The sequence below is a fragment of the Furfurilactobacillus milii genome (genome assembly GCF_009864005.1).
GTDB lineage: Bacteria > Bacillota > Bacilli > Lactobacillales > Lactobacillaceae > Furfurilactobacillus > Furfurilactobacillus rossiae_B.
This window is the reverse complement of the sequence record NZ_WEZQ01000005.1, coordinates 439,415-463,464: the sequence shown is the minus strand read 5'-3', so window position 1 is coordinate 463,464 and position 24,050 is coordinate 439,415. Positions and strand designations below refer to the sequence as shown.

18 protein-coding genes and 1 other annotated feature are annotated in these 24,050 nt (G+C 43.3%); of the genes, 17 read left to right on the top strand and 1 reads right to left on the bottom strand.

Features of this window, described 5'->3' with window-relative positions; all coding sequences use genetic code 11:
• Positions 1–129: 129 nt before the first annotated feature.
• Both GB993_RS05005 and murC read left to right on the top strand, forming a co-directional pair.
• Complete coding sequence (locus GB993_RS05005) at positions 130–2,595, top strand: DNA translocase FtsK (protein ID WP_161003315.1); 2,466 nt, start codon at positions 130–132, stop codon at positions 2,593–2,595.
• 104 nt (positions 2,596–2,699) lie between these two features.
• Positions 2,700–4,034, top strand: coding sequence for a UDP-N-acetylmuramate--L-alanine ligase (murC, locus tag GB993_RS05000; RefSeq protein ID WP_017261682.1), 1,335 nt, complete (start codon positions 2,700–2,702; stop codon positions 4,032–4,034).
• Positions 4,035–4,117: 83 nt separating this feature from the next.
• Here the strand turns inward: murC and GB993_RS04995 are convergent, their stop codons facing one another.
• The gene (locus GB993_RS04995; RefSeq protein WP_161001444.1) at positions 4,118–5,314 is read right to left on the bottom strand and encodes a multidrug effflux MFS transporter; all 1,197 of its coding nucleotides are present in this window, start codon (positions 5,312–5,314) and stop codon (positions 4,118–4,120) included.
• Between the two features lie 233 nt (positions 5,315–5,547).
• Here GB993_RS04995 and GB993_RS04990 point away from each other — a divergent pair, with 233 nt between their 5' ends.
• From GB993_RS04990 to guaB, 15 genes are all read left to right on the top strand, one after another.
• Complete coding sequence (locus GB993_RS04990; protein WP_161003314.1) at positions 5,548–6,267, top strand: Bax inhibitor-1 family protein; 720 nt, start codon at positions 5,548–5,550, stop codon at positions 6,265–6,267.
• Between the two features lie 311 nt (positions 6,268–6,578).
• The gene (gene polA / locus GB993_RS04985) at positions 6,579–9,281 is read left to right on the top strand and encodes a DNA polymerase I (protein WP_161003313.1); all 2,703 of its coding nucleotides are present in this window, start codon (positions 6,579–6,581) and stop codon (positions 9,279–9,281) included.
• Between the two features lie 42 nt (positions 9,282–9,323).
• Positions 9,324–10,208: a DNA-formamidopyrimidine glycosylase gene (gene mutM, locus GB993_RS04980; protein WP_161003393.1), complete on the top strand. Its 885-nt coding sequence runs from the start codon at positions 9,324–9,326 to the stop codon at positions 10,206–10,208.
• Complete coding sequence (gene coaE, locus GB993_RS04975) at positions 10,205–10,810, top strand: dephospho-CoA kinase (RefSeq protein ID WP_161001442.1); 606 nt, start codon at positions 10,205–10,207, stop codon at positions 10,808–10,810. The genes mutM and coaE overlap by 4 nt, the downstream gene beginning before the upstream one ends.
• A 37-nt stretch (positions 10,811–10,847) precedes the next feature.
• Positions 10,848–11,321, top strand: coding sequence for a transcriptional regulator NrdR (gene nrdR / locus GB993_RS04970; RefSeq protein WP_017261688.1), 474 nt, complete (start codon positions 10,848–10,850; stop codon positions 11,319–11,321).
• A 29-nt stretch (positions 11,322–11,350) separates the two neighbouring features.
• A complete protein-coding gene (locus GB993_RS04965) occupies positions 11,351–12,721 on the top strand; it encodes a DnaD domain protein (protein WP_161003312.1) in 1,371 nt (456 codons plus the stop codon).
• A 2-nt stretch (positions 12,722–12,723) separates the two neighbouring features.
• Positions 12,724–13,659, top strand: coding sequence for a primosomal protein DnaI (dnaI, locus tag GB993_RS04960; protein ID WP_161003311.1), 936 nt, complete (start codon positions 12,724–12,726; stop codon positions 13,657–13,659).
• 472 nt (positions 13,660–14,131) lie between these two features.
• Entirely contained in the window at positions 14,132–15,421 is a 1,290-nt protein-coding gene (locus tag GB993_RS04955; protein WP_162854059.1) for an NCS2 family permease, read from the top strand.
• 375 nt (positions 15,422–15,796) lie between these two features.
• Complete coding sequence (gene thrS, locus GB993_RS04950; RefSeq protein ID WP_161003309.1) at positions 15,797–17,746, top strand: threonine--tRNA ligase; 1,950 nt, start codon at positions 15,797–15,799, stop codon at positions 17,744–17,746.
• 356 nt (positions 17,747–18,102) lie between these two features.
• Complete coding sequence (locus GB993_RS04945; RefSeq protein WP_161003308.1) at positions 18,103–19,752, top strand: ABC transporter transmembrane domain-containing protein; 1,650 nt, start codon at positions 18,103–18,105, stop codon at positions 19,750–19,752.
• A 248-nt stretch (positions 19,753–20,000) separates the two neighbouring features.
• Positions 20,001–21,308, top strand: coding sequence for a uracil-xanthine permease family protein (locus GB993_RS04940; RefSeq protein ID WP_161003307.1), 1,308 nt, complete (start codon positions 20,001–20,003; stop codon positions 21,306–21,308).
• 22 nt (positions 21,309–21,330) lie between these two features.
• Positions 21,331–21,454: a sequence feature (ribosomal protein L20 leader region), on the top strand.
• A 32-nt stretch (positions 21,455–21,486) separates the two neighbouring features.
• A complete protein-coding gene (gene infC / locus GB993_RS04935; RefSeq protein ID WP_081495841.1) occupies positions 21,487–22,017 on the top strand; it encodes a translation initiation factor IF-3 in 531 nt (176 codons plus the stop codon).
• Positions 22,018–22,043: 26 nt separating this feature from the next.
• On the top strand, positions 22,044–22,241 hold the full coding sequence (gene rpmI, locus GB993_RS04930; protein ID WP_017261696.1) for a 50S ribosomal protein L35: 198 nt from the start codon (positions 22,044–22,046) through the stop codon (positions 22,239–22,241).
• A gap of 51 nt (positions 22,242–22,292) precedes the next feature.
• Positions 22,293–22,646, top strand: a complete 354-nt coding sequence (rplT, locus tag GB993_RS04925; protein ID WP_017261697.1) for a 50S ribosomal protein L20 — start codon at positions 22,293–22,295, stop codon at positions 22,644–22,646.
• 226 nt (positions 22,647–22,872) lie between these two features.
• Positions 22,873–24,021 carry an IMP dehydrogenase gene (guaB, locus tag GB993_RS04920; protein WP_161001435.1) on the top strand — a complete coding sequence of 383 codons (1,149 nt, stop codon included), beginning with the start codon at positions 22,873–22,875 and terminating at the stop codon, positions 24,019–24,021.
• The last annotated feature ends 29 nt before the right edge of the window (positions 24,022–24,050 follow it).

Genomic DNA, 24,050 nt, shown 5'->3' with positions numbered 1-24,050 from the left:
CTGGGTTGGTGGACTGTTGTTACAAGAATAGTGATGACGCTCACTTAGAATCCGATTTAATTTGAAATTAGTGGATTGCAGAGATGGCTGTTTGAAAACGATACTCAATAATTTGACTTAGGTGATTCAATGAAACATTACGATGGTCCGGCGTTTCTCCGGCAACATCCAGAAGAATTAACAAGAATAAAACAGCATCGGCATCATGTTCTACACGCACCTAATGGTACCGAACGTCAAGTTGGCGGTAGTCAGCGCGTGTCTGAGAATCGACAGGAGACGTCTCCTGTCAATGGCAGTCAAGAAAGGACGCCAACTAGTGCGCCAGTTCGTTTCGGTAATGATGAGGTTCAAATAGATCGTGCAACTGCAAGCATGTATGCTTCCCAGCAGGCACGAGCTCTTGAGCAGACAATTCGTCCTCGTCGACGTCCTTGGCAACCCAAGCCTAAGTCGGCTGCTCGTGATACGCAGTACGTATCTGCACTGAATAAACCATTTGCGCCAGCATCCGCAGCATATTCCGCAACCTCTGATAAGACAACCAGTAGTTGGGGTAAAGATGACTGGTCACATAAAAAAGAGGATGTAGCAACAAGTTCAGATTCGGCGACAACATCGGCGAAACGTGAACCAAGCAATAGTGCTTCGAGCGCTGAGGTAGTTGCTCATCAGGATTCTGATCAGTCGTCAACTAGTGCCGTTTCGGCTCATTCTGCCGTTTCTGAAACATCAGTGCAGGTAACGAATGCGGTAAGTTCGACACAAACTAGCCATCAAGATGATAGTTATGAGACGAAAAGTATTCAACATTCGGATAGCTCCGTCGCTCTGCAGGAATCCGTCGCAAGTAGTGAGGAACATTCTGCGCAGAGCATGGTCAATGTTACTTCTCATGCAACTGAAAGTGATGCGGTCGCAACAAGTTCACCAGCTGCACGTTCGCAAACAGCACTTGGTCATGGATTAGCTGATATTTTGAATGAAGAGCAAAATGGTCAGAAAGACTTGGCGTTGTTTAATCATGATCATGCTGATTCTGATAGGACGACGGATGGTTTGGATCAACAATTTGTTCCAGAAAGTGCTCAAGCGAAGAATAGTACGCAGACCGTTGAGCAAACGGTTGCGCAGCTTTCTGGTCGGACGTACGCATCTGAAAGTGATAAGGGCCTAATGACCTATCATTTTCCAAGTTTAGACTTGCTTAAGCCGCCAGTACTGCGTGACGAAGCGAAGTTGGACGCTTGGATTGAGAAACAAATTGATGTGCTAAACAGTACCTTGTCCGCCTTTAACGTGGATGGGGAAGTGGTTGATTACACGGTTGGACCGACTGTTACTCAATTTCAGGTCAGTCTTGGCCCTGGGGTTCGGGTAAACAAGATCACTAATTTACAAGATGATCTTAAACTGGCTCTGGCGGCTAAAGATATTCGAATTGAAGCGCCAATTCCTGGTCAATCGACGGTGGGAATTGAAATTCCTGACTTGAAATCTCGGCCAGTTATGCTGTCTGAGGTTTTGCGTTCTGACGTGTTCCAGAACAGTTTGTCACCGCTGACAGTTGCGTTGGGTGTTGATTTATTCGGTAAACCTCAGGTAACTGATTTGCGCAGCATGCCACATGGGTTAATTGCCGGGGCAACGGGTTCTGGTAAGTCCGTATTCATCAACAGTTTGCTTATGTCAATCATGTACAAGGCAACGCCACAGGAAGTTAAGTTGATTTTAATTGATCCTAAGGCCGTGGAAATGGCACCGTATAACGGTATTCCGCATTTATTATCACCAGTAGTTTCCGAGCCACAGGCAGCTGCTGCCGCTTTGAAGTGGGCTGTTAATGAAATGGAAGAACGTTACCAGAAGCTTGCTGCTGGTGGTGCCCGTAACATTGAACAGTTTAACGAGAAGGCCATGGCGAGTGGTCATCCTGAACAGAAGATGCCCTATATCGTGATTATCATTGACGAACTGGCTGACCTGATGATGGTTGCCGCCTCAGAGGTGCAAGACTACATCGCCAGGATTACTCAAAAGGCGCGTGCTGCTGGTTTACACTTATTGGTCGCTACTCAGCGGCCATCTGTGGACGTTGTTACAGGAACGATTAAAAACAATATTCCGACACGGGTAGCCTTTATGGTATCTAGTCAAATTGATTCACGAACAATTTTAGATACAGCTGGTGCTGAACGTTTGCTGGGACGAGGGGATATGCTGTACCTCGGTAACGGCAAGAGTCAACCGATCCGATTACAGGGAACTTTTGTTGACGATGAAATTGACACCGTAACTGATTTTGTCCGCGAGCAGATGGCGCCACATTATGCCTTCGAACCGAAACAATTGTTAGCAACAGAAATTGCCGCTGAGGATCAAGACGATTTATGGCCCGATGTTCTAAGCTACGTTGCAAATGAGAAGACTGTCTCTACTTCCAAACTGCAACGCGTCTTTTCTATTGGTTACAACCGTGCAGCTAACCTGGTTGACCAATTAGAAAGTCACAGTTATGTGTCCGCTCAACAAGGTTCTAAACCCCGAGAAGTTTTCCTGACACCGGATAAGTTAAAAAAGAGTGATGAAGATTAGCTTAAACCTGTAAAGAACCTTGATTGTCAACGATTAATGTTGTTACATTAGATTTGTTCATTACAAAATATAGATAGTTTGTAATATTAAGGAGCCCATTATTCATGGATAACACAGACACAACTTATTACTTTGTTGGTATTAAAGGGTCAGGAATGGCCTCGTTGGCATTAATCTTACATGATCGTGGGGACCGCGTTGAAGGCTCTGACATTGAGCAGTACACCTTTACACAACGACCTTTGGAACAGGCTGGCATTAAGATTTATGGATTTAATCCAGACAATTTGCATGCCGGTTTAACCGTTATCGCTGGGAATGCTTTCCCTGATACTCATCCGGAAATTGTTCGTGCCAAAGAATTGGGATTGACCGTGGTTCGTTATCACGAATTTTTAGGCCAATTGATGAAGGGTTACACAAGTATTGGGATTGCCGGTGCACACGGTAAGACCAGCACGACTGGTTTACTTTCACATGTTTTGAGTGGCATTGCACCAACCAGTTATTTGATTGGTGATGGTACAGGTAAAGGCACGCCTAACTCACGTTTCTTTGTCTTTGAAGCTGATGAATACCGTCGTCATTTCTTGGCTTACCATCCAGATTATGCCATCATGACGAATATTGACTTTGATCACCCAGATTATTACAAGGGCATCGACGATGTTTACAGTGCCTTTGAAACATTTGCTGGCCAAGTTGGTAAGGCAATCTTCGCATGGGGCGATGATCCTGAATTGCGCAAGCTTACGGCTAAAGTCCCAGTTTATTACTACGGGGTTAACGATACAGATGACATTCAGGCCCGTAATGTTAAACGCACTACGAAGGGTTCAAACTTTGATGTTTATATCCATGATGAATTTATCGGAAACTTTGAAATTCAGTTGTTTGGTGAACACAATGTGCTGAACAGTTTGGCCGTTATCGCTGTCGCTCATTTTGAAAAAGTGGACATGGACGATTTACGTAAGGAATTGCTTTCTTTCCAGGGTGTCAAACGGCGTTTCTCAGAACGTAAAGTTGCCGATATGACAATCATCGATGATTACGCTCATCATCCGTCAGAAATCAAGGCAACAATCGATGCTGCCCGTCAAAAGTATCCTGATAAGGAATTAATTGCTGTCTTCCAGCCACATACGTTTACGCGGACAATCGCGTTGATGGATGATTTTGCCAAGAGCCTTAATTTGGCAGATAAAGTTTACCTAACGAATATTTTTGGTTCTGCCCGTGAAAAGACTGGGGATGTCTCTAGTGCTGATTTGGGAGCCAAAATTACCAAGGGTGGTGAAGTGCTGACGTTGAATAATATGTCACCTTTACTGGACTATCATGACGCTGTGGCCATCTTTATGGGGGCTGGTGACGTTCAGAAGTATGAACGTGAGTATGAAACGCTTCTGAGTAACACGAGCTTGAATAATGGTTAATGTTGATTAAATACGATTCTTAGACATAAAAATACCGTCGCGAAGTTAAATTCGTAACGGTATTTTTGTTTGTCCATGTCTTTTTATAGATCCTTGTTGCTAGCTGTTGAGCGACTAAAGTGTAGCAAGATTAATCCCAATGCTTCAAAAATTGAGATAAGAATAATCATTGGGTAGGCAGTGTTGGAGCCAAATAAACCGACAAGCGGCGAAGCTACACCACCGACTAATTGAGACAGAGTACCTAAGATTGCTGAGGCTGTGCCAATGTTTTTAGTTGTGCTTTCCATGGCAATAGCAGTGGTGATAGTGCTATTGAAACCGACCGACGAAACGACAAACCACAAAGCGACTGCAAACAGCCAGAGCTGATTGATTGTTAATGCGTTGATGACTAGGATGACACACCCGATTAGAGGGACTAGGAAACCAACTTGGGCAATTTGATGCTCGTTGAGGAATTCAGAAACACGGCCGACAATTTTACTTCCCAGTGCGATTCCTAGACCATTAATAGCATAGATAATACTGAAAGCAGTTGTGCTTAGATGATAGTCTTGCTGAAAGATAAACGAAGAATCTGCAATGTATGTAAACAAAGCGCCGTACACAAGTGCTAACAGACTTGCATTGAGCATAAAACGTCCGTTTGAAAAGACGCTCTTGAAATCGAGCTTTTCAACAGGCCCGCCAATGCTAGTGGCTGTCTCTGGCAGACCGAAGGCACTGGCGATGACGAGTAAAATGCCAACAATTGTTAATGTCACAAACACTGATTCCCACGGGAAGAAACTTACTAGAACAGCTCCTAAAATTGGGGCGATAACTGGGAAAATTCCGTTGATGGACATTAATGTGGCGTAGAAAGTAGTTAATCGGTGTCCGGAGAAAAGATCTCTGGCTACTGCCCGCGACAGCACCTGACCAGCCGCACCAGCAAGGCCTTGAATAACACGAAGAACTAGAAAGACTACGATACTATGGACAAAGATAAGTGCCGCTGACGTGAGCGTGAAGACAACCAGCCCAATTAATAAGGGTTTCCGTCGCCCAACCCGGTCACTCCATGGGCCAATAATTAATTGACCAACGGCCATGCCAATGAGGCAGGCACTGATACTTGCTTGAACAGCTGCTGAACTGGTGTGAAAACTAGCTTGCAGCTGGGGCAGTGCAGGCAGATACATATCTAGGGATAATGGGCCAAACGCAGATAGCGTACCCAATAAAAGTGTTAAGAACAGACTGGGTTTTACAGTCTGTTGTTTTTCGACTGGCATAACGGCTCCTTACACTAAATAGTTTATAAAACAAGGTAGACATAATTTTAAGCGTCTTGTGGTCAAAAAACTAGAGGGGGTGGACAGTTATCTATAAGGAATTCTAAAGTTGCGTATTGCACAGGTAAAACGCTTGCGTGTTTGGGTAAATCTGTTAGAATACATCTTGAACATGAATTAGTCAGTATTTGTCAAACGACAATTAGTTAATTAATAAGAAATGAGGGATTTTTGTGAATAACAATGAATATCAACAACCTCGCCGAGAGGTGAACTCACAGGCTTCTGGTTTATCAGCCTTCATGAGTAAAGTCTTCGGTTACATGGGTGGAGCGGTGCTGATTTCCGCAATCGTTGCCGTGCTTGCCGGCGTTGTTTTCCAACAGCAATACTTTAGTTTTATTGCTGCTAACCGCTGGTTCCCAATTGTTCTAGTGGTGGCTGAATTTGGACTCGTAATTGGCACTAGCTTTAAGGCCAACCGGAGTGCAGCAGCAGGGCTGACAATGTTGTTTGGGTTTGCGGCGATCAACGGGTTGATGCTGTCCAGCATTTTCCTTCAATATGCGAGTGCGACAATCTTCTCTGCGTTCTTTGCGTCAGCCGCTATCTTTGGTGGAATGGGTTTTTATGGCTCAACGACACACCGTGATTTGACTAAGATTGGGACGCAAGCAACGTTTGCACTGATTGGGATTATTATCGTTAGTTTGATTAATATTTTCTTACGGTCATCCTTTATCAGTTTCATCTTTAGTTTTGTTATCGTGGCTGTTTTTGTTGTTCTGACTGCTTGGGATACACAACGGATGCGTAAAATTTATGAACAGTATGGCAATCAGATTTCGTTGAGTGGCCTAGCCGTTCAGGGTGCCTTTCAGTTGTACCTAGACTTCATCAACATTTTCATTTACATCCTGCAGATTTTTGGCTACGGTAGCAACCGCAACTAATTAAACCTGAATGACTAAAATCATGCTATGAGCAGGGCTTTAATGTTTGTGAATAAAATGCTCGAATAAATCATAACTAGAAACCGTGTTGACATTGTTGTCGGCACGGCTTTTTGTTTGCCAGTGTTTCTTGAACAAGTGGAATCTTTTTTCTACAGGGGGTGCGACTACGCCAGCAAAATCAGAATCAGTCGATAATTATCAGCATCGGGCTCACTTAAACATTCAATTACGCTTCTGCTTCAAATTGGTGCGAGAGCGCTTAATTTGTTAAAATGGAATCATTAAAATCAAAGAAAGCGACGGCCTTTATGAGCGAACAATTAACGTTATCAACAAAGAAAAAACTATTACTGATTGACGGCAACAGTGTGGCCTTTCGTGCCTTCTTTGCACTGCATCAACAATTGGATCGATTTACTAACCATGATGGCTTACATACGAACGCTATTTACGCGTTCAAGACGATGTTGGATAAAGTAGTTAAGGTTGTTCAACCAGATAAGGCATTAGTGGCATTTGACGCCGGGAAAACAACTTTTAGAACTGGTAAATTTTCTGACTACAAAGGTGGCCGATCTAAAACACCGGAAGAATTATCAGAGCAAATGCCTTACTTACGAGATCTTTTGACCGGTTACGGCATCAAGAGTTATGAACTCAAGGATTGGGAGGCCGACGACATTATCGGCACCATGGCCCGTGAAGGCGAAGCAGCCGGATATCAAGTGATCATCGTAACTGGGGACCGTGATCTGACTCAGTTAGCAACAGATCAAACAACGGTGGCAATCACGCAAAAAGGTGTTAGCGAAATCGAATATTACACACCTACTCACGTTCAGGATAAATATGGCTTAGAACCCAAACAAATTATTGATATGAAAGGACTCACGGGTGACACTTCCGATAATTATCCGGGTGTTACCAAAGTGGGTGAGAAGACGGCGATTAAGTTACTGACGCAGTTTGATTCCGTAGAGGGTGTCTACGATCATCTAGATGATATTAAACAGAGCAAGATGAAAGATCACTTGATTGAGGATCATGATCAGGCCCTGATGAGTAAAGATTTGGCGACGATTCGCACCAATGCGCCGTTGGCAATTCATTTGGATGATATCGATTATAACGGTCCTGATATTGACAAATTGATTGCCTTCTATCAACAGATGGACTTCAACAATTTCCTGAAACAGTTGCAGAATGCCGGTCTTTCTTTGGATTTAGGCGACGATGAAACAAGCACAGCTTTAAAGACTGTCAGTTGGACAGAATTAACCAAAGATAATCTAGACTTGGTTGATAATTTTACCGATGAAGTTAGTTTTATTTTGGAAATGCCTGATGAAAATTATCATCTCAGTGCATTTGCTGGTTTTGTGATGACCGATGGCAAACAGACATTGGTTAGTCGAGAAGTCGATCTGCTTCAATCTGCCCAAATTAAGAAATTGATGGAAAATGGCAATATTGAAAAGAACGTTTTTAATGCTAAAGCTCAGTATGTCGGTCTACACCGTCTCGGAGTCAAACTTATTGGTGTTGATTTCGATTTGTTACTCGTTTCTTACTTGCTGGATACGAATGATAATTCAAATGATTTGGGTAGCTTGGCACAACAACATGGTTACGACCAGGTTGAAACAGATGAAGCCGTTTACGGCAAGGGTGCCAAACGGGCGATTCCTGACGATGATGAACAATTCTTCGACCATTTGTCGCGGAAGGCATTGGCCATTCAAAATCTCCATGAAGAGCTGTTTAAAGAACTTGATCAAAATGAGCAGCGTGATTTATATGTCAACATTGAATTGCCGTTAACTTTTGTGCTGGCGGATATGGAAATTGCCGGTGTTTATGTGGATACTGACCAATTGACCAATATGCGAGAAAAGTTCAAGGAACAATTGTCATCGCTGAAACAAACCATTTACAACGAAGCTGGAGAAGAATTTAACATCAATTCGACCAAGCAATTGGGCCAAATTTTGTTTGAAAAAATGAAGTTGCCAGTGATCAAAAAGACTAAGACGGGTTATTCAACTTCAGTTGATGTCTTAGAACAGCTGGCGCCTCAAGCGCCTATTGTGGAAAATATCTTGGCCTACCGTGGCTTGTCTAAGTTACAGTCGACCTATATTGAGGGACTGTTAAAAGTCGTTCATAGCCATGATCACAAGGTGCACACGCGCTATTTACAAACTCTGACGCAGACAGGTCGCTTATCGTCAGTTGACCCGAATTTACAAAACATTCCGATTCAAACTCAGCAAGGACGTGAAATTCGGAAGGCGTTTGTGCCAAGTCATGATGGCTGGGAAATCTTTTCTTCAGACTATTCACAAGTTGAATTACGTGTGTTGGCTCACATTACTGGGGATGCAAACTTGCAAGAGGCCTTCCGTGAAGACGAAGATATTCATGCGGCAACAGCTCGCCGAATTTTTGGGTTAACTTCTAATGATGAAGTGACGCCATTAATGCGGCGGCAGGCCAAGGCAACAAACTTTGGAATTGTTTACGGAATTAGTGATTATGGATTATCACAAAATCTGGGAATTTCCCGTCCTCAGGCAAAACAATTTATTGATACTTATTTCCGCGAATACCCAGATGTCAAAAAATATACAGAAGACGTTGTTGAACAGGCAAAGAAGCAGGGCTACGTGGAGACAATCACGCATCGCCGCCGGTATTTACCTGATATCAATGCGAAGAGCTTTAATCGCCGTTCGTTTGCAGCACGGACAGCGATGAATACGCCAATTCAGGGATCAGCAGCAGATATTATTAAGATTGCTATGATTCAAATGCAGAAGGCATTAACTGATCACGATTTAAAGGCTACTATGTTGCTGCAAATTCATGATGAGCTGGTCTTTGAAGCACCCAAGGAAGAGATTCCGATTCTTGAAAAATTAGTTCCAAGCATTATGGATTCAGCTGTTAGTTTGGATATTCCGTTGAAAGTTGAAAGTGCTCACGGATCTACTTGGTATGATGCGAAATAACGATTTATCGCAAGATTGAATTTCAAAATGGAGGCATGAATGATGCCAGAATTACCTGAGGTTGAAACGGTTCGTCGTGGGCTAACGCGGATGGTTGTTGGAAAAACGATTACTGGAATTGACGTTTATTACCCGAAAATGGTGTTAAACGGTGCCGACGCTTTTGTGACGCTGTTAACTGGACGGACAGTTACCAGAGTCGATCGACGTGGCAAGTATTTGTTGTTTCGTTTCGATGGTGGGCTGACGATGGTTTCTCATTTGCGAATGGAAGGCAAATACTTTGGAGCACCAGCCGACACGCCAAGGGATAAACACACCCATGTTGTTTTTCATTTAAGTGATGGTCAGTTACTGTGTTACAACGATACACGTAAATTTGGGCGCATGGTTGTGATTCATACTGGTGATGAAGACACGGTCGGTGGGCTAAAAACGTTGGGGCCAGAGCCCACACCTGAAACCTTAAGCGTGGCGTATTTAGTTGCTAAAATGGCAAAGAGTCGTAAGGCAATCAAGTCTTGGCTGCTGGATCAAAGTAACATTGCAGGGCTGGGCAACATTTACTGTGATGAAGTACTGTGGCTCAGTAAAATTCATCCGGAACAACCGGCAAATACAGTGACCACTGCGCAAATCAAACGATTACGGTTGAGTATTTTTGATGAATTGCAATTGGCAATCGAACATCACGGTACGACAGTGTTCACGTACAGTGCGTTTGGACATGCGGGAGAATTCCAAAATGAACTTCATGCATATGGTCACGGCGGTGAACCTTGCGAACGGTGTGGCACCACAATGGTGAAAATTAAAGTTGGTGAGCGGGGCACCACTTTTTGTCCCAAAGAACAAAAATTACGTGTTGTGAAGATAGCTGCTTCCAAGGCACGTTCTGCAGCAGCGACTAAGGAGACTTCTAAGTGACAACGGTAATTGGACTAACTGGCGGTATCGCCAGTGGCAAATCGACAGTTTCTAAAATGTTTGCAACGGCAGGCATCCCAATTATTGATGCAGATAAAATCGCTCACGAGGTGGTGGCGCCTAATACAACCGCTTTGGCAGATATCATTAGTACGTTTGGGGATACGGTTTTGACAGCAACGGGTCAGTTAGATCGTCATAAATTAGGCAACCTAGTCTTTAATAATGACGACAAGTTAGCTGAGCTTAATGCAATTGTTCAACCCGTTATCCGAAAAGTAATTCGGTCGCGAATTGATCGTTTTAAGAGCAGAAACACGCCCGTAGTTGTCTTGGATGCGCCATTGCTCTTAGAACAACATTATGAAAAGGACGTTGACCTGATTGTGGTGGTCAGTGTCCCACTCAAGATTCAACAGGCTCGGTTGATGGCACGTGATAACTTGTCGTTAGCAGAGGCGAATGAACGAATTGAAAGTCAATTATCCTTGGCTAACAAAGTTGCCAAGGCAGATGTGGTTATCGATAATTCCCAACAACTTGAAGAGACCCGTCTACAAGTGGTAAACTTGCTTGACAAAGTCCGTCAGACTGCGGATTAAAACGATTTAGTATTGATTAAAGGAGCACAGACAGGCTATGCAATGTCCACGGTGTCACCATAACGATACCCGAGTTGTTGATAGTCGTCCGACCGCAGAGGGTCAGGCGATTCGTCGACGACGCGAGTGCGAAAAATGTGGTTTTCGATTTACAACGTTTGAACGGGTTGAAGTAGCCCCATTATTAGTCATTAAAAAAGATGGCACCCGTGAGGAGTTTAGTCGCGAGAAGATTCTTCGCGGAATTATTCGCTCTGCAGAAAAACGACCGGTTACCATGCAGCAAATGAATACCGTAGTTGATAAAGTCGAGTCAAAGGTCCGCGCATTGGGCGAGAACGAAATTTCTAGTCAACTGATTGGTGAGTACGTTATGAACGAGTTGGCTGATGTTGATGAGATTGCATATATTCGATTTGCCAGCGTCTATCGTCAGTTTAAGGACATGAGTGTCTTTTTGGATGAAATGAAAGAAATGGTTGAGCGGGACAAGCGCTCGGATAAACGTTAATTGCTGAATACAAGAAGGGAGTGTCAGTCATGAATGTTGCACCAACTTTAACACCGCGGTCAGGATTTGTGGTTACACTGCCACCTCGTGATGAGCAGCATTTGTTGAGTTGGCAAACGTTGTACGCACCGATACTGGGTGTTACTGCGTTTGGCTTATACACAGGGTTGACTACGTTCGCTAGCCAGCACCCCCAGTTGTCTAATCGTCGTCAACACAGTGAACTGTTGACATGGTTGCGATTGGATTTGGATCATTTTCTGTCTGCCCGTAAGCGATTGGAAGCGGCCGGTTTATTGGATAGTTTTTACCAACAAGACGCACTAGGGGATGTTTACGCTTATCAACTGCAGTCGCCACTTTCGGCGACTGCGTTTTTTGCTGATGATTTACTCAGTGTCTTGCTTTTACAATCTGTTGGTCAAACGCGGTATGATGAACTGTTAGCAAAATTTGAACAGAAAACGGTTAACGTAAGTCAGATGAAAAATGTATCAGCTAATTTTTTATCTGTATTTCATATGAGTGATGCTCAATTGACTAACCGTCCAGCGCAGTTGTCGATTCAGTCCGATAATCATCGCACCGAGCGTGAGTCTAGCTTGGTTCAGGTTGACTTCAAACTGCTAAGCGATTATTTAAAACGAGAGTACGTTGAGTTGGATTCGGTAATGAATCAACGCGATTTAATTGCTACCGAAGCGACAATGTATGGGTTAAATGAGCGAAGCTTAGCTAACTTTATTGTTCAGGCGACAAGCGTGACAACAAATCAGTTTGATGCTAACCGTTTCAAACAAGTCGTTGCTGCTCAATTTCAAGCGACTCAGGCTGTGGACAATACTGTGAATGCAAACGATGGTGATGCCCAGGAACAACCGGTGACAACAACTGGTGATAATCAGGATCAGGCACAAATTAAGGCATTGGTGGCGGCCGTTAAGGCATACGCGCCAGCTGATTTTTTGGCCAGTTTAAAGACTGAAAAGAATCAGTATGTTAGTGATGGTGAACAACGCGTTTTGGCTAAATTCATGGATCGACATTTGTTTGCTCCCAGCGTTGTGAACATGCTAATTTACTACCTCATTAGTGATCGGGATAAAAACGTTCTTTATCTTAATGATGTTGATCGAGTCGCCAATGACTGGGCCAAGGCCAAAGTGCAGACGCCTGAGCAAGCAATTGATCACATGCGAAACTACAAGGAAGAACAGGAATCGCAGCGGATTCAACGTCAAAATGGCCGAGCACCTAGGGCACGAGAACAACTGACGGATTGGAACGTGCAGTCACAGACACCAACTTCAGAAGTGGCTGCTTCAGAAGATGACGCTAATGAAATTCAAAAATTACGTCAACGTTTAAATCAGGCTAAAAAGAATCAGGAGGATCAATAATCATGCAGAACTTAGGAAAATCAATGCGCGATTTACTTAATCGCCAGAATCTGAACTCTGATTACCAACGGCTGATTGCAAATGCGATTAATGATCCCGATGTACAAGCGTTCATTAAGGCACATCAAGATGAGTTGGCAGAGGATGTGTTGGAGCGTAATGGGTCCAAGTTGTACGAATATGTGAGCCAGCGTGATAAATTACGTGCTGGTCACCAAGTTTTTGCACCTGGGTACGAACCGAAATTAGTGGTCAGTGACCATTATGTGGAAGTGACCTACGAACCAACGGAAGACACGTTACTTGCACAAAAACGATCAATGCTTAAGAAGCGCGTTCACGCAGTCTCCATGCCAAAAATGATTGAACAAGCGTCATTTGGGGATTACAACGTGGATGGTGAAGAGGAGCAGCGTGCAAAAGCCTTGCGGCAAGCGATGCAATTTGTAGCTGACTATTCACAAAAGCCACATGAATTTCATCAAGGCTTGTACTTCTATGGCAATTTTGGAGTCGGTAAAACATTTTTGCTCGGCGCTATTGCCAATGAACTTGCTACATTGGGATACCAGTCAACGTTAGTTCACTTTCCCAGTTTTGCTGTGGAAATGAAAAATTCGATTGGTAAAAATAATGTTGCCGAAAAGGTTGATGCCATTAAGCAAGCGCCAATCTTGATGATTGATGATATTGGCGCGGATTCGATGAGCTCGTGGGTTCGCGACGAAGTGTTAGGCGTTGTTTTAGAGTATCGAATGCAAGAGGAATTGCCCACTTTCTTCAGTTCAAACTTTTCTATGCAACAGTTGTCAGATCAGCATCTCTCAATTAATCAGCGTGGTGAAAAAGAAGAAGTTAAGGCTGCGCGGTTAATGCAGCGGATTCGTTTCCTAAGCCACGAAGTCGTGATTCAGGGACCAAACCGTCGGCCACAATAAAATATTTAAGAGTAACTGTGACAGAAGTCCGACTTGAAAACGAGCATTAACAAAACAGACCTATTCCTAAACTTGGGGAATAGGTCTGTTTTGAGCTAAGCGGAATTCTCAGGACTTTGGAGCGCGATATGGCTCACATTTTTCGTTCCCAATAAACTTATGCCACAGCTTTTTTGTTTGCAACAATCATAAATAACGGTTAAAAGAGGTTCACTTTAGGAATTTGGCGCGATTTCAACTCAAAATCATAAGAAAGTTCAGCTTTTAATGGAATTAATGACATGTTTTGCAGATAAAGTTCGACTTTAAATGGAATATGTTCGTGTTTTACATTTAATAATAAAAATGATACGATGTTACTCGTTCTTTAATGAACCATATCCGAACGATCACTAACGGCCGTTATGTGAATTTTAGGAATAATTATCTAAGGGAGCTTGTACTCGTGATTGAAAAATTGAATCATTATTTTATGTTGGATGAATTGCACACGACTGTTCCTCGAGAAATGCTAGCAGGATTCACAACTTTTATTTCAATGGCATACATCATGTTTGTGAACCCGAGCGTTTTAGGAGCCGCAGGTGTGGATAAAGGGGCCGTGTTTACGGCAACGGCATTGGCTAGTGCTATCGGCTGTATTCTGATGGGAGTTCTAGCACGTTATCCAATTGCGACCGCTCCGGCACTGGGTATCAATGCATTTTTTGCTTACTCAGTTGTTATCGGAATGAAAGTTCCGTGGCAGACGGCAATGGCTGGAGTGTTTGTAGCTTCGCTGATTTTCTTGGTAATTACAATCTTTAAGCTTCGTGAAATGATTATTAATGCGATTCCATCGGATTTAAAGTATGCGATTTCGAGTGGTATTGGTTTGTTTATTGCTTTTATTGGGCTACACGATGGTGGCTTGATTGCCGCCAACAAATCAACTGTGGTGGGCTTAGGATCATTTTCAACGGCGACAACTTGGCTAACGATTTTTGGTCTTATCCTAACGTCGATTTTAATGGTCATGCGCGTCCCTGGTGGTATTTTTATCGGGATGGCGGCCACTGCAATTGTTGGACTCATAACGAAACTGATTCCGATGCCACATCAGTTGGTTGCTGGTGCGCCGAGTTTAGCACCTACATTTGGTGTTGGCATTAAGCACATTGGTGATATTAATTCCGTTCAAATGTGGGTGGTTGTGTTGACGTTCCTGTTAGTAACCTTCTTTGATACGGCAGGTACGTTGGTGGGGCTTGCCCAGCAGGCAGGGTTTATGAAAAACAATGAAATGCCACGAGTTGGTAAAGCGTTGATGTCTGATTCTACAGCGATGCTGGCAGGCTCTGTGTTAGGTACATCACCGGTTGGTGCGTACGTTGAATCATCAGCTGGGATTGCTGTTGGTGGACGAAGTGGTCTAACTGCCATCACAACTGGTATTTTGTTTGTCCTTGGGATGTTCTTTTCGCCACTTTTGACGGTTGTGACTAGTCAGGTGACAGCACCTGCGCTCATTATTGTTGGTGTTCTGATGGCGCAGTCGTTGGCACGAATCAATTGGACAAAGATGGAAATTGCCATTCCATCATTTTTAATTGTCCTGGGCATGCCGTTGACGTACAGTATTTCAGACGGATTAGCGCTGGGTGTCATCACTTATCCAATTACAATGATTGCTGCCAAACGTGGTCGTGAAGTTCATCCGTTAATGTACGTTTTGTTCTTTGTCTTCATCGGCTTCATGTGGATTTTAAACGTCAATCATTAATTCTTATTGTTGATTTTTGTCAGTCATTTTATCGTCTAGTGATTGACAAGCAATTATTTTGTGGTTTAATAAGTTTTGTAAACCAATCAGATATGATGTCAGTTAACAAACCTTTTAGAGAGCATCCGGTGGTGAAAGGATGCAGGTGTTAAGTGGTGTTACCCCTGATTCAAGCGTCCGGTGATCAAGCCGGGCCGATTGACCGCGTTATTGGTCACTAGAGGCAGTTATTGAGCGCGATATGCTCTAACTGTGAATTTTGGGTGGAACAACGTTAATGACGTCCCTGACCGCGATTGCGGTTAGGGACGTTTTTTTGTTTCATGTCATAAACAAGCAGAACTGCACAGTGTAATTTCAAGGAGGAAAAGCAGAATGGCAGATATTAAGATTACGTTTCCAGATGGCGCTGTTAAGCCGTTTGCCAATGGCTCAACGACGGCAGATGTTGCTAAGTCAATCAGCATTAGCCTTGCTAAAAAGGCCGTAGCCGGAAAGTTTAACGGTGAGTTAGTTGATTACGAGGCACCGTTAACAGAAGATGGCAAGATCGAAATTGTCACGAAAGATACACCAGAAGGTTTGACTGTACTTCGCCACACTGCATCTCAAGTATTAGCTAACGCACTTCACCAGCTTTATCCAGAAATGCATTTTGGTCAGGGTGAGGCCAGTGATGACGGTTTTTCGTTTGATACGGACAATGCCGATCACCAAGTTAGTTCTGATGACTTGCCAGCCATTGAAGCCAAAATGAAGGAAATTGTGAAGGCCAACTTGCCAATTTCCCGTGAAGTATTGGCTGAGGCTGACGCGCTTAAATTGGTTGATGGAGACCCTTACCAAACACAATTAGTTAAACAAGCGGCTGCCACCAATGATGGTCAGGTTGCTGTTTACCGTCAGGGTGATTTCGTTGATTTAAGCGACGGTGTGCAAATGCCATCAACTGGTGACGTCAAGATCTTTAAGCTGCTGTCTGTTGCCGGCGCGTACTGGGAAGGCAAATCATCTAACCCAATGTTGCAACGGGTTTACGGGACGGCCTTCTTCAATCAAAAAGACATGGACGCCGATGATGTTCGCCGTAAAGAAGCTCGTGAACGCGATCACCGTGTGATTGGTAACGACTTGGATTTGTTCTTTGTTGATCCTAAAGTCGGTGCCGGTCTGCCATACTGGATGCCAAATGGTGCAACGATTCGTCGTACCATTGAACGTTACATTATTGACAAGGAAATTCAGCATGGCTATGAACATGTTTACACGCCAGTTCTCATGAACTTGGATGCTTATAAGACATCTGGTCACTGGGAACACTATCGTGAGGACATGTTCCCACCAATGGACATGGGTGATGGCGAAATGTTGGAACTGCGTCCCATGAACTGCCCAAGCCATATTCAAATTTACAAACATCACATTCGTTCTTATCGTGAATTACCATTGCGGATCGCTGAATTAGGCATGATGCACCGTTATGAAAAGTCCGGCGCGTTATCTGGTTTGCAACGTGTCCGTGAAATGACATTGAACGATGGTCACACATTCGTTGCTCCTGATCAAATTCAGGATGAATTCAAACGTATTTTGAACTTAATGGTTGAAGTATATGCAGACTTTGACATTAAGGATTACTCATTCCGTTTGAGCTACCGTGACCCTAAGAACACCGAAAAATACTTTGCCAACGACGAAATGTGGGAAAAGGCTCAGAAGATGTTGAAGGGTGCCATGGATGATCTTGGCCTTGACTACGTTGAAGCTGAAGGCGAAGCAGCCTTCTATGGTCCTAAGTTGGATGTACAAACTAAGACAGCCTTGGGCAATGAAGAGACATTGTCTACCATTCAGTTAGACTTCATGTTGCCTGATCGTTTTGACCTTCATTATGTCGGTGCTGATGGTGAAGAACATCAACCTGTTATGATTCACCGCGGATTAGTTTCAACGATGGAACGTTTCACCGCCTACTTAACAGAAATGTACAAGGGTGCTTTCCCAACGTGGTTAGCACCTCATCAGGTTTCTATCATTCCAGTTAGTGAAGAACATCAAGGCGATTACGCTGAAAAGCTACGTAAACAATTAGCAGCTGCCGGTGTACGCGTAACGGTCGATGATCGTAATGAAAAGATGAACTTTAAGATTCGTGATGCCCAAACGCATAAGATTCCTTACACGTTAGTTGTTGGTGACAAGGAAAAGCAAGACGATACGGTTTCTGTTCGTCGTTATGGTCATGATGAATCTACAAGTGAAGCAAGTAAGGACTTCCTGAGTGATGTTTTGAACGATATTGCTTCGTATTCTCGTGAAAATTAATTGCAGTTAAGTTTCAATAAGTGTCGCCACATTAATCTGGCGGCGCTTATTTTTGTGATTTGAACATTTTATATTGTTTTACTTATTATTTTGTAATATTCTAATACTATTCTAATGTTTCGCTAAACGAATTGCATGCAAGACAGTCTGTTTAGCGAAGATACACATGTTAAGGAAGCGAAAGCCTAAATGTAAGTTTCTCCTTTAATAAATGGACAAAATTCGGTTGTGTGATGATGAATGGCCACAGAAACGAACGAATCTATAATTTATTTTTTTGACCATTTGACGCAGCTAAATTTCGCCATTTAATCTCTGAATGAATTCACAGATGATTTTTATAGGGAGAAATTGAAATGTGGCAAGTATTGGTTAAACCTCAAAAAAAGTTATTTAGTCTCTTTTTCTTAGTGACGATAATACATGCGATTGTGACAACGGCTTACACGTTAGTTATTGCTTTTTTAACGGCTTATATGACGCGTAAAATCAATATGTCCTTTGGCCAGGTTGTGACAATCATTTTATTATGTACGGCGTTTATTGCATTAGTAAACGTAATTGGTGGTTATCTTAAGGGTAAGGTTACCAATGGTGCAATATGTCATTTAAGACGGCAGATATTTGAACGATTGATGTTAACGGTGGATTTTGGTGATCGACGCAAGGTTGGCGAAAAAGTAGCTCTACTGACGAGTAAGCTAGACGTCGTTGAGCAGAGCTACGTCAATAATTTTCTGCTTGGTTTATCGTTACTCATGCAGTTTGTTTTAGGCATATTGCTCGGCGTGATAGTGGATGTACGGCTGACATTGATTGTTATTAGTCTCGATGTTCCAGCAATATTATTACCACTTATAACACAGCGACAATTAAAACGTGCTAAACTGCCGGTGCTAAACAACCTAGATCGTTATACCAGTGCGATTACAAACTGGTTTTCTGGTTTAACAACAATTAAGAATTTTGGCCGTGAGCATGTCTTTATCAACATGCACGCCTCCATATCAACGGATGTAAAGGTTAGCGAGAATCACGATATTTTAGTTCGCAAGATTGTCAGCGGTATTTCACAGTTTTGTGGAGATTTAGTTTACTTTGGTACTTGGGTCGTTGGTGGTTACTTTATTTTGAATCACAGTCTAACGCTAGCGGCGTTTATGACTTTTACGCAGTTATCGGTTCAAATTTCATTTCCATTGGAAACGGCGGCAGATGTTTTTTCTGATTTTTTCGGTGGTCAACGGGCTTATCAACAACTACGTTTGGTTATTGAAGCGGTGCCCCAAAATAATGAAAGACTTGCTCAGTTGCCAGAGCAGGACGACGTATTCATTGATTATGTTCACGCTATGATTGGCGGGGCAGATAAAGATACAAGGCCACTACTAAAAGACGTTAACTTACAGATTAACCAATCAGATAAGGTCATCATTATTGGTGATAGTGGATCTGGGAAATCTACATTAATCAACGCTCTGTTTGGCTACCGACCATTGTTGGCTGGCTCGATTTTTGTTGATGGCCGCTCACCAATCGTTGGCCGATCCGCAGATATTGCTAAGATGATTGGTTATCAGAACCAGCAAACGTTCATTTTTGATGGTACAGTTAGGGATAATTTAACGATGTTTAGTGATCAATATACTGATCAAGAGCTTATCAATGCGTTAAACAGGGCTGAGCTGCAAACGGCTGACGGACATGCTCACGCTAATGCTTGGTTGAGTATGATTCTTCATACTCAAGGTGGACCGTTGTCCGGCGGTGAAAGACAACGTATCGGTTTAGCTCGCAATTTATTAACGCACAAACGGTTCATGATTTTTGACGAATTGTCTAGTGGGCTAGATCATAAAACAGCTGAAACAATCGAGAAGCGTCTATTCAGGTTGAACATTGGTTTTATTTACATTACGCATAGTTATAACAGGGCATTATTGAAAGCAGCTGATAAAGTTTTCGAAGTGCACGACAAACGTGTTACGGCGGTGTCACTAGACTAATTTACTTGACCGATCGATTGAAGTTGTTTATGATTTACTCAACATGATGAACCTTTAATGTAGTCCTGTGAGGCTAACAAGGGAACGGCTGTTGTGACGTTTAGAATAGCGCGATTTGTGCAATTCTAGTACATCTTCACACGTAAACCAGACCACTTGCCTTCCGGGTGAGTGGTCTTTTTTATTTGGATGATCAAACGTTTAGGCCGGGACGGGGTTCGCGTGAAGTGAGGAAGGGAGCGTTTTAAATGACGCAAAAAGAATTTCACGATGACGCTGCAGTGTTGGATATCCATGATCGGCCTAAATTCTGGCCATGGGTAGGCTTATCGATTCAACACATGTTTTCAATGTTTGGCTCAACTGTTATTGTGCCGTTACTGGTTGGTCTTAGTCCAAGCATTGCTTTATTTTCATCTGGGGTAGGTACGCTGTTACATATTATGATCACCCAGCGAAAGATTCCGGCTTACATGGGATCGAGCTTTGCGTTTATTACACCAATGCTCGCCTTAATGAAGACAACGGGGTATCCAGGCATTGGGCAAGGTGTTGTGGCGGTCGGAGCTGTGTATCTCATTGTCGCATTACTGATCGGCATGATTGGCTCTGATTGGGTTGATAAGGTATTACCACCAATTGTTGTTGGACCGATCGTCATGGTCATTGGCCTTTCTTTAGCGGGCAGTGCCGCGACAGATGCAATGATGAAAAACGGTCATTATAATTTGGAATACTTTGCAATTGCGATGACCACATTATTGTTGGCAATTTTCTTTAACATGTTTTTAAAGGGATCATTAGGGTTAATTCCTGTATTGTTGGCGATTGTGTGTGGTTACTTGATTAGTGTATTTGCTGGCATCGTTGATCTACATACAATTGCTGTGGCGCCATGGTTTAAGTTGCCTAAATTTCAGGTTCCTGGATTAACCTATCATTTTCATTTGGAATGGGGCGCGATTGTGACCATTGCACCCATTGCGTTTGTTACAATGACGGAGCATATGGGTCACATTATGGTTCTGGATAATCTTACACACCGAAATTTCTTCAAGGATCCCGGCCTAAACAGAACGCTTGCTGGGGATGGCACGGCTTCTATCGTTGCGGGACTGATTGGTGGACCGGCAGTTACCAGCTACGGTGAAAATATTGGCGTGATGGCAATTACTAAGGTACACAGTGTTTATGTGTTGATGGGTGCTGCCATGTTTGCGATTATTTTTGCCTTCATTAACAAACTGAACGTTTTGATTATGGCCATGCCGTTGCCAGTGATTGGTGGCATCAGCTTCTTGCTATTTGGTACGATTGCAACAAGCGGCGTTTCTGTGATGATTGATCATCATGTAGATCTGGGCAAGAAACGGAATTTGATGATTGCGTCGTCCGTGATGGTCATTGGAATTGGTAATGCCTATCTGCAATTAGGCAATTTTCAGTTCACTGGATTAGCGTTTGCGACGATTTTAGGAATTGTGTTAAACTTAGTTCTACCACAGGAAGCTGCTAGTGAAAGAGCAGACGCGAATACGCTTGACAAAGCCAAGTAGCTCCTGTAAACTTATTAACTGTTGAGAAAAGCAGAAGCACCCGCTTCTCGCCTTGGTAATTTTGTTGCCGGGCTAAAGATGAGTTGAACCGTACTGTTTCAGTGCGGACAGCGGGTGGCGATGGCCATCCGCTATTTTTCTGTTTAAATCTCACCATTGTTGATTCGTTTAGAATTTTATGGAGGTGAATACCATAGCTCAAGATACTTTGGTAAATAACGCAATCCGCGCCCGCGAGGTTCGGTTGATTGCCGCTAATGGTGACCAGCTCGGGGTTAAGCAGACCAGAGAAGCACAACAGCTTGCGGATGATGCAAACTTAGATTTGGTTCTGGTTGCCCCTAAGGCAAAGCCACCAGTTGCCAGAATCATGGATTATGGAAAGTACCGCTTCGAGTTACAAAAGAAGCAGCGTGAAGCTCGTAAGAATCAAAAGACGGTCGAAATGAAAGAAATTCGTCTTAGTCCGACGATTGACGAGAATGACTTCAACACTAAATTGAAGAATGCAGAAAAGTTCCTGTCAAAAGGTAACAAAGTGCGTGTCTCAATTCGGTTCAGAGGTCGTGCAATCACGCATAAAGAAATCGGTCGCGACGTGTTGAACAAGATGGCAGCTGCAACTAAAGAAGTAGCTGACGTTCAACAACAAGCTAAGATGGATGGTAGAAGTATGTTCTTAGTACTGTCACCAAAACCAGAAAAATAGTTATCAATATTTAGGAGGACATTCTTATGCCAAAGCAAAAGACAAACCGTGCCGCTGCTAAGCGGTTCAAACAATCTGCAAAGGGCGGCTTCATTGGTGCCAACGCTTACACGAGTCACCGTTTCCACGGTAAGACAAAGAAGCAACGTCGCCAATTACGTGGAACTAAGATGATGGACGCAACTACGGTTAAGACATACAAGAAGTTATTGTTGACCAAGTAGTTTTTAAACAGGAATCTGACCAGACTTGGTCAATTATTGGAGGATGCAATTATGCGTGTTAAAGGTGGAAGTGTTACACGGCAACGTCGCCGTAAGATGATCAAATTAGCTAAGGGTTACCGTGGCCCAAAGCATATTCAATTTAAGGTTGCTAAGCAACAAGTTTGGAAGTCATGGCAATATGCTTACCGTGACCGTAAGAACACGAAGCGTAACTTCCGTAAGCTCTGGATCGCTCGGATCAATGCCGCTGCTCGTCAAAATGACATGAGCTACAGCAAGTTGATGCATGGTTTAAAGGAAGCTAACGTTGAAATGAACCGTAAGATGTTAGCCGACTTGGCTGTTAACGACCCACGTGCGTTCACTTCTTTAACTAAAGAAGCTGCTAAGGCACTTAAATAATTCATGATTAAGCACTCATTCTTGAAAGATATTCAGGCGTGAGTGCTTTTTTATACGGAAATAACGTTCGAGTCCTGCCTCAGAAAGCCTTGTTTATCAGTTTGACGAACGTCTCTTGACGATTCACAGCAAAATATAATCTATCGTTCGGGTCTGGCTGTTGACGACAATAGGCTGAACCTGATAAATTAGTAACAATTTATTTCATTAGGAGGAATTGTTCACCATGACCAACTGGAACGAGAAATTTGCCAAACAGGGATTAACGTTTGATGATGTACTGCTGATTCCTGCAGCAAGTGATGTTTTACCAAATCAGGTTGAATTGCATACACAACTTGGAAAAAACTTGAAGCTGAATATCCCAATTTTAAGTGCCAGTATGGATACGGTGACCGAAGCACGCCTTGCAACAGTGATGGCGCAACAGGGTGGTTTAGGTGTTATTCATAAAAACATGAGTAAGGATGACCAAGCTGCAGAAGTTAGCAAAGTTAAAGCGACAACAGTTGATACTGCTGTTACACCTGAAGCCGCTGTCGATGCTCAAGGCCGTTTACTGGTCGCAGCCGCTGTCGGTGTCACAGCAGATACGTTTGAACGCGCAGAAGCGCTGTTTAGCGCTGGTGCTGATGCAATTATCATCGACACAGCACATGGTCATTCGAAAGGCGTGCTGGACAAAATTGCGCAAATCCGTGAGCAGTATCCAGACCAAACATTAATTGCCGGGAACGTTGCGACGGCTGCTGGTACCCGAGCTTTGTTTGACGCTGGTGTTGACGTGGTTAAAGTCGGTATTGGGCCAGGTTCGATTTGTACAACACGGGTTGTTGCTGGTGTGGGTGTTCCTCAAATCACTGCTATTTTCGATGCCGCTCAGGTTGCTGCTGAATACGGCAAACAAATTATCGCTGACGGCGGCATCAAGTACTCTGGTGACATTGTTAAGGCGTTGGCTGCCGGTGGTAACGCAGTTATGCTAGGCAGCATGTTGGCTGGTACCGATGAAGCGCCAGGTGAAGTCTTTACAGCTGAGGATGGCAAAAAGTATAAGACCTACCGCGGCATGGGATCCTTAGCTGCCATGGAACATGGTTCTTCAGACCGCTATTTCCAAAGTGGTGTTAAGGAGGAGAAAAAGCTTGTGCCAGAAGGTATTGAAGGCCGAACGGCTTATAAAGGTGCCGTAGCGGATGTTTTGTTTCAGATGATCGGTGGTTTGCGGTCAGGCATGGGCTACACGGGGGCGCATACTGTTGATGATTTGATTGAAAAGGCTCAGTTTGTTCAGATCACTAATGCCGGACTGATCGAATCACATCCACATGATATTCAAATCACAAAAGTTGCACCAAACTACAAGCGTAATTAGATCAGCTAACTATTTAAAAATGGAGAAAA

Excerpts from the sequence above, each read along its gene's own strand:
- GB993_RS05005 (WP_161003315.1), top strand. The coding sequence starts at position 130 with ATGAAACATTACGATGGTCCGGCGTTTCTCCGGCAACATCCAGAAGAA.
- murC (WP_017261682.1), top strand. The coding sequence starts at position 2,700 with ATGGATAACACAGACACAACTTATTACTTTGTTGGTATTAAAGGGTCA.
- GB993_RS04995 (WP_161001444.1), bottom strand. The coding sequence starts at position 5,314 with ATGCCAGTCGAAAAACAACAGACTGTAAAACCCAGTCTGTTCTTAACA.
- polA (WP_161003313.1), top strand. The coding sequence starts at position 6,579 with ATGAGCGAACAATTAACGTTATCAACAAAGAAAAAACTATTACTGATT.
- mutM (WP_161003393.1), top strand. The coding sequence starts at position 9,324 with ATGCCAGAATTACCTGAGGTTGAAACGGTTCGTCGTGGGCTAACGCGG.
- nrdR (WP_017261688.1), top strand. The coding sequence starts at position 10,848 with ATGCAATGTCCACGGTGTCACCATAACGATACCCGAGTTGTTGATAGT.
- GB993_RS04965 (WP_161003312.1), top strand. The coding sequence starts at position 11,351 with ATGAATGTTGCACCAACTTTAACACCGCGGTCAGGATTTGTGGTTACA.
- dnaI (WP_161003311.1), top strand. The coding sequence starts at position 12,724 with ATGCAGAACTTAGGAAAATCAATGCGCGATTTACTTAATCGCCAGAAT.
- GB993_RS04955 (WP_162854059.1), top strand. The coding sequence starts at position 14,132 with ATGTTGGATGAATTGCACACGACTGTTCCTCGAGAAATGCTAGCAGGA.
- thrS (WP_161003309.1), top strand. The coding sequence starts at position 15,797 with ATGGCAGATATTAAGATTACGTTTCCAGATGGCGCTGTTAAGCCGTTT.
- GB993_RS04945 (WP_161003308.1), top strand. The coding sequence starts at position 18,103 with ATGTGGCAAGTATTGGTTAAACCTCAAAAAAAGTTATTTAGTCTCTTT.
- GB993_RS04940 (WP_161003307.1), top strand. The coding sequence starts at position 20,001 with ATGACGCAAAAAGAATTTCACGATGACGCTGCAGTGTTGGATATCCAT.
- infC (WP_081495841.1), top strand. The coding sequence starts at position 21,487 with ATGGAGGTGAATACCATAGCTCAAGATACTTTGGTAAATAACGCAATC.
- rpmI (WP_017261696.1), top strand. The coding sequence starts at position 22,044 with ATGCCAAAGCAAAAGACAAACCGTGCCGCTGCTAAGCGGTTCAAACAA.
- rplT (WP_017261697.1), top strand. The coding sequence starts at position 22,293 with ATGCGTGTTAAAGGTGGAAGTGTTACACGGCAACGTCGCCGTAAGATG.
- guaB (WP_161001435.1), top strand. The coding sequence starts at position 22,873 with ATGACCAACTGGAACGAGAAATTTGCCAAACAGGGATTAACGTTTGAT.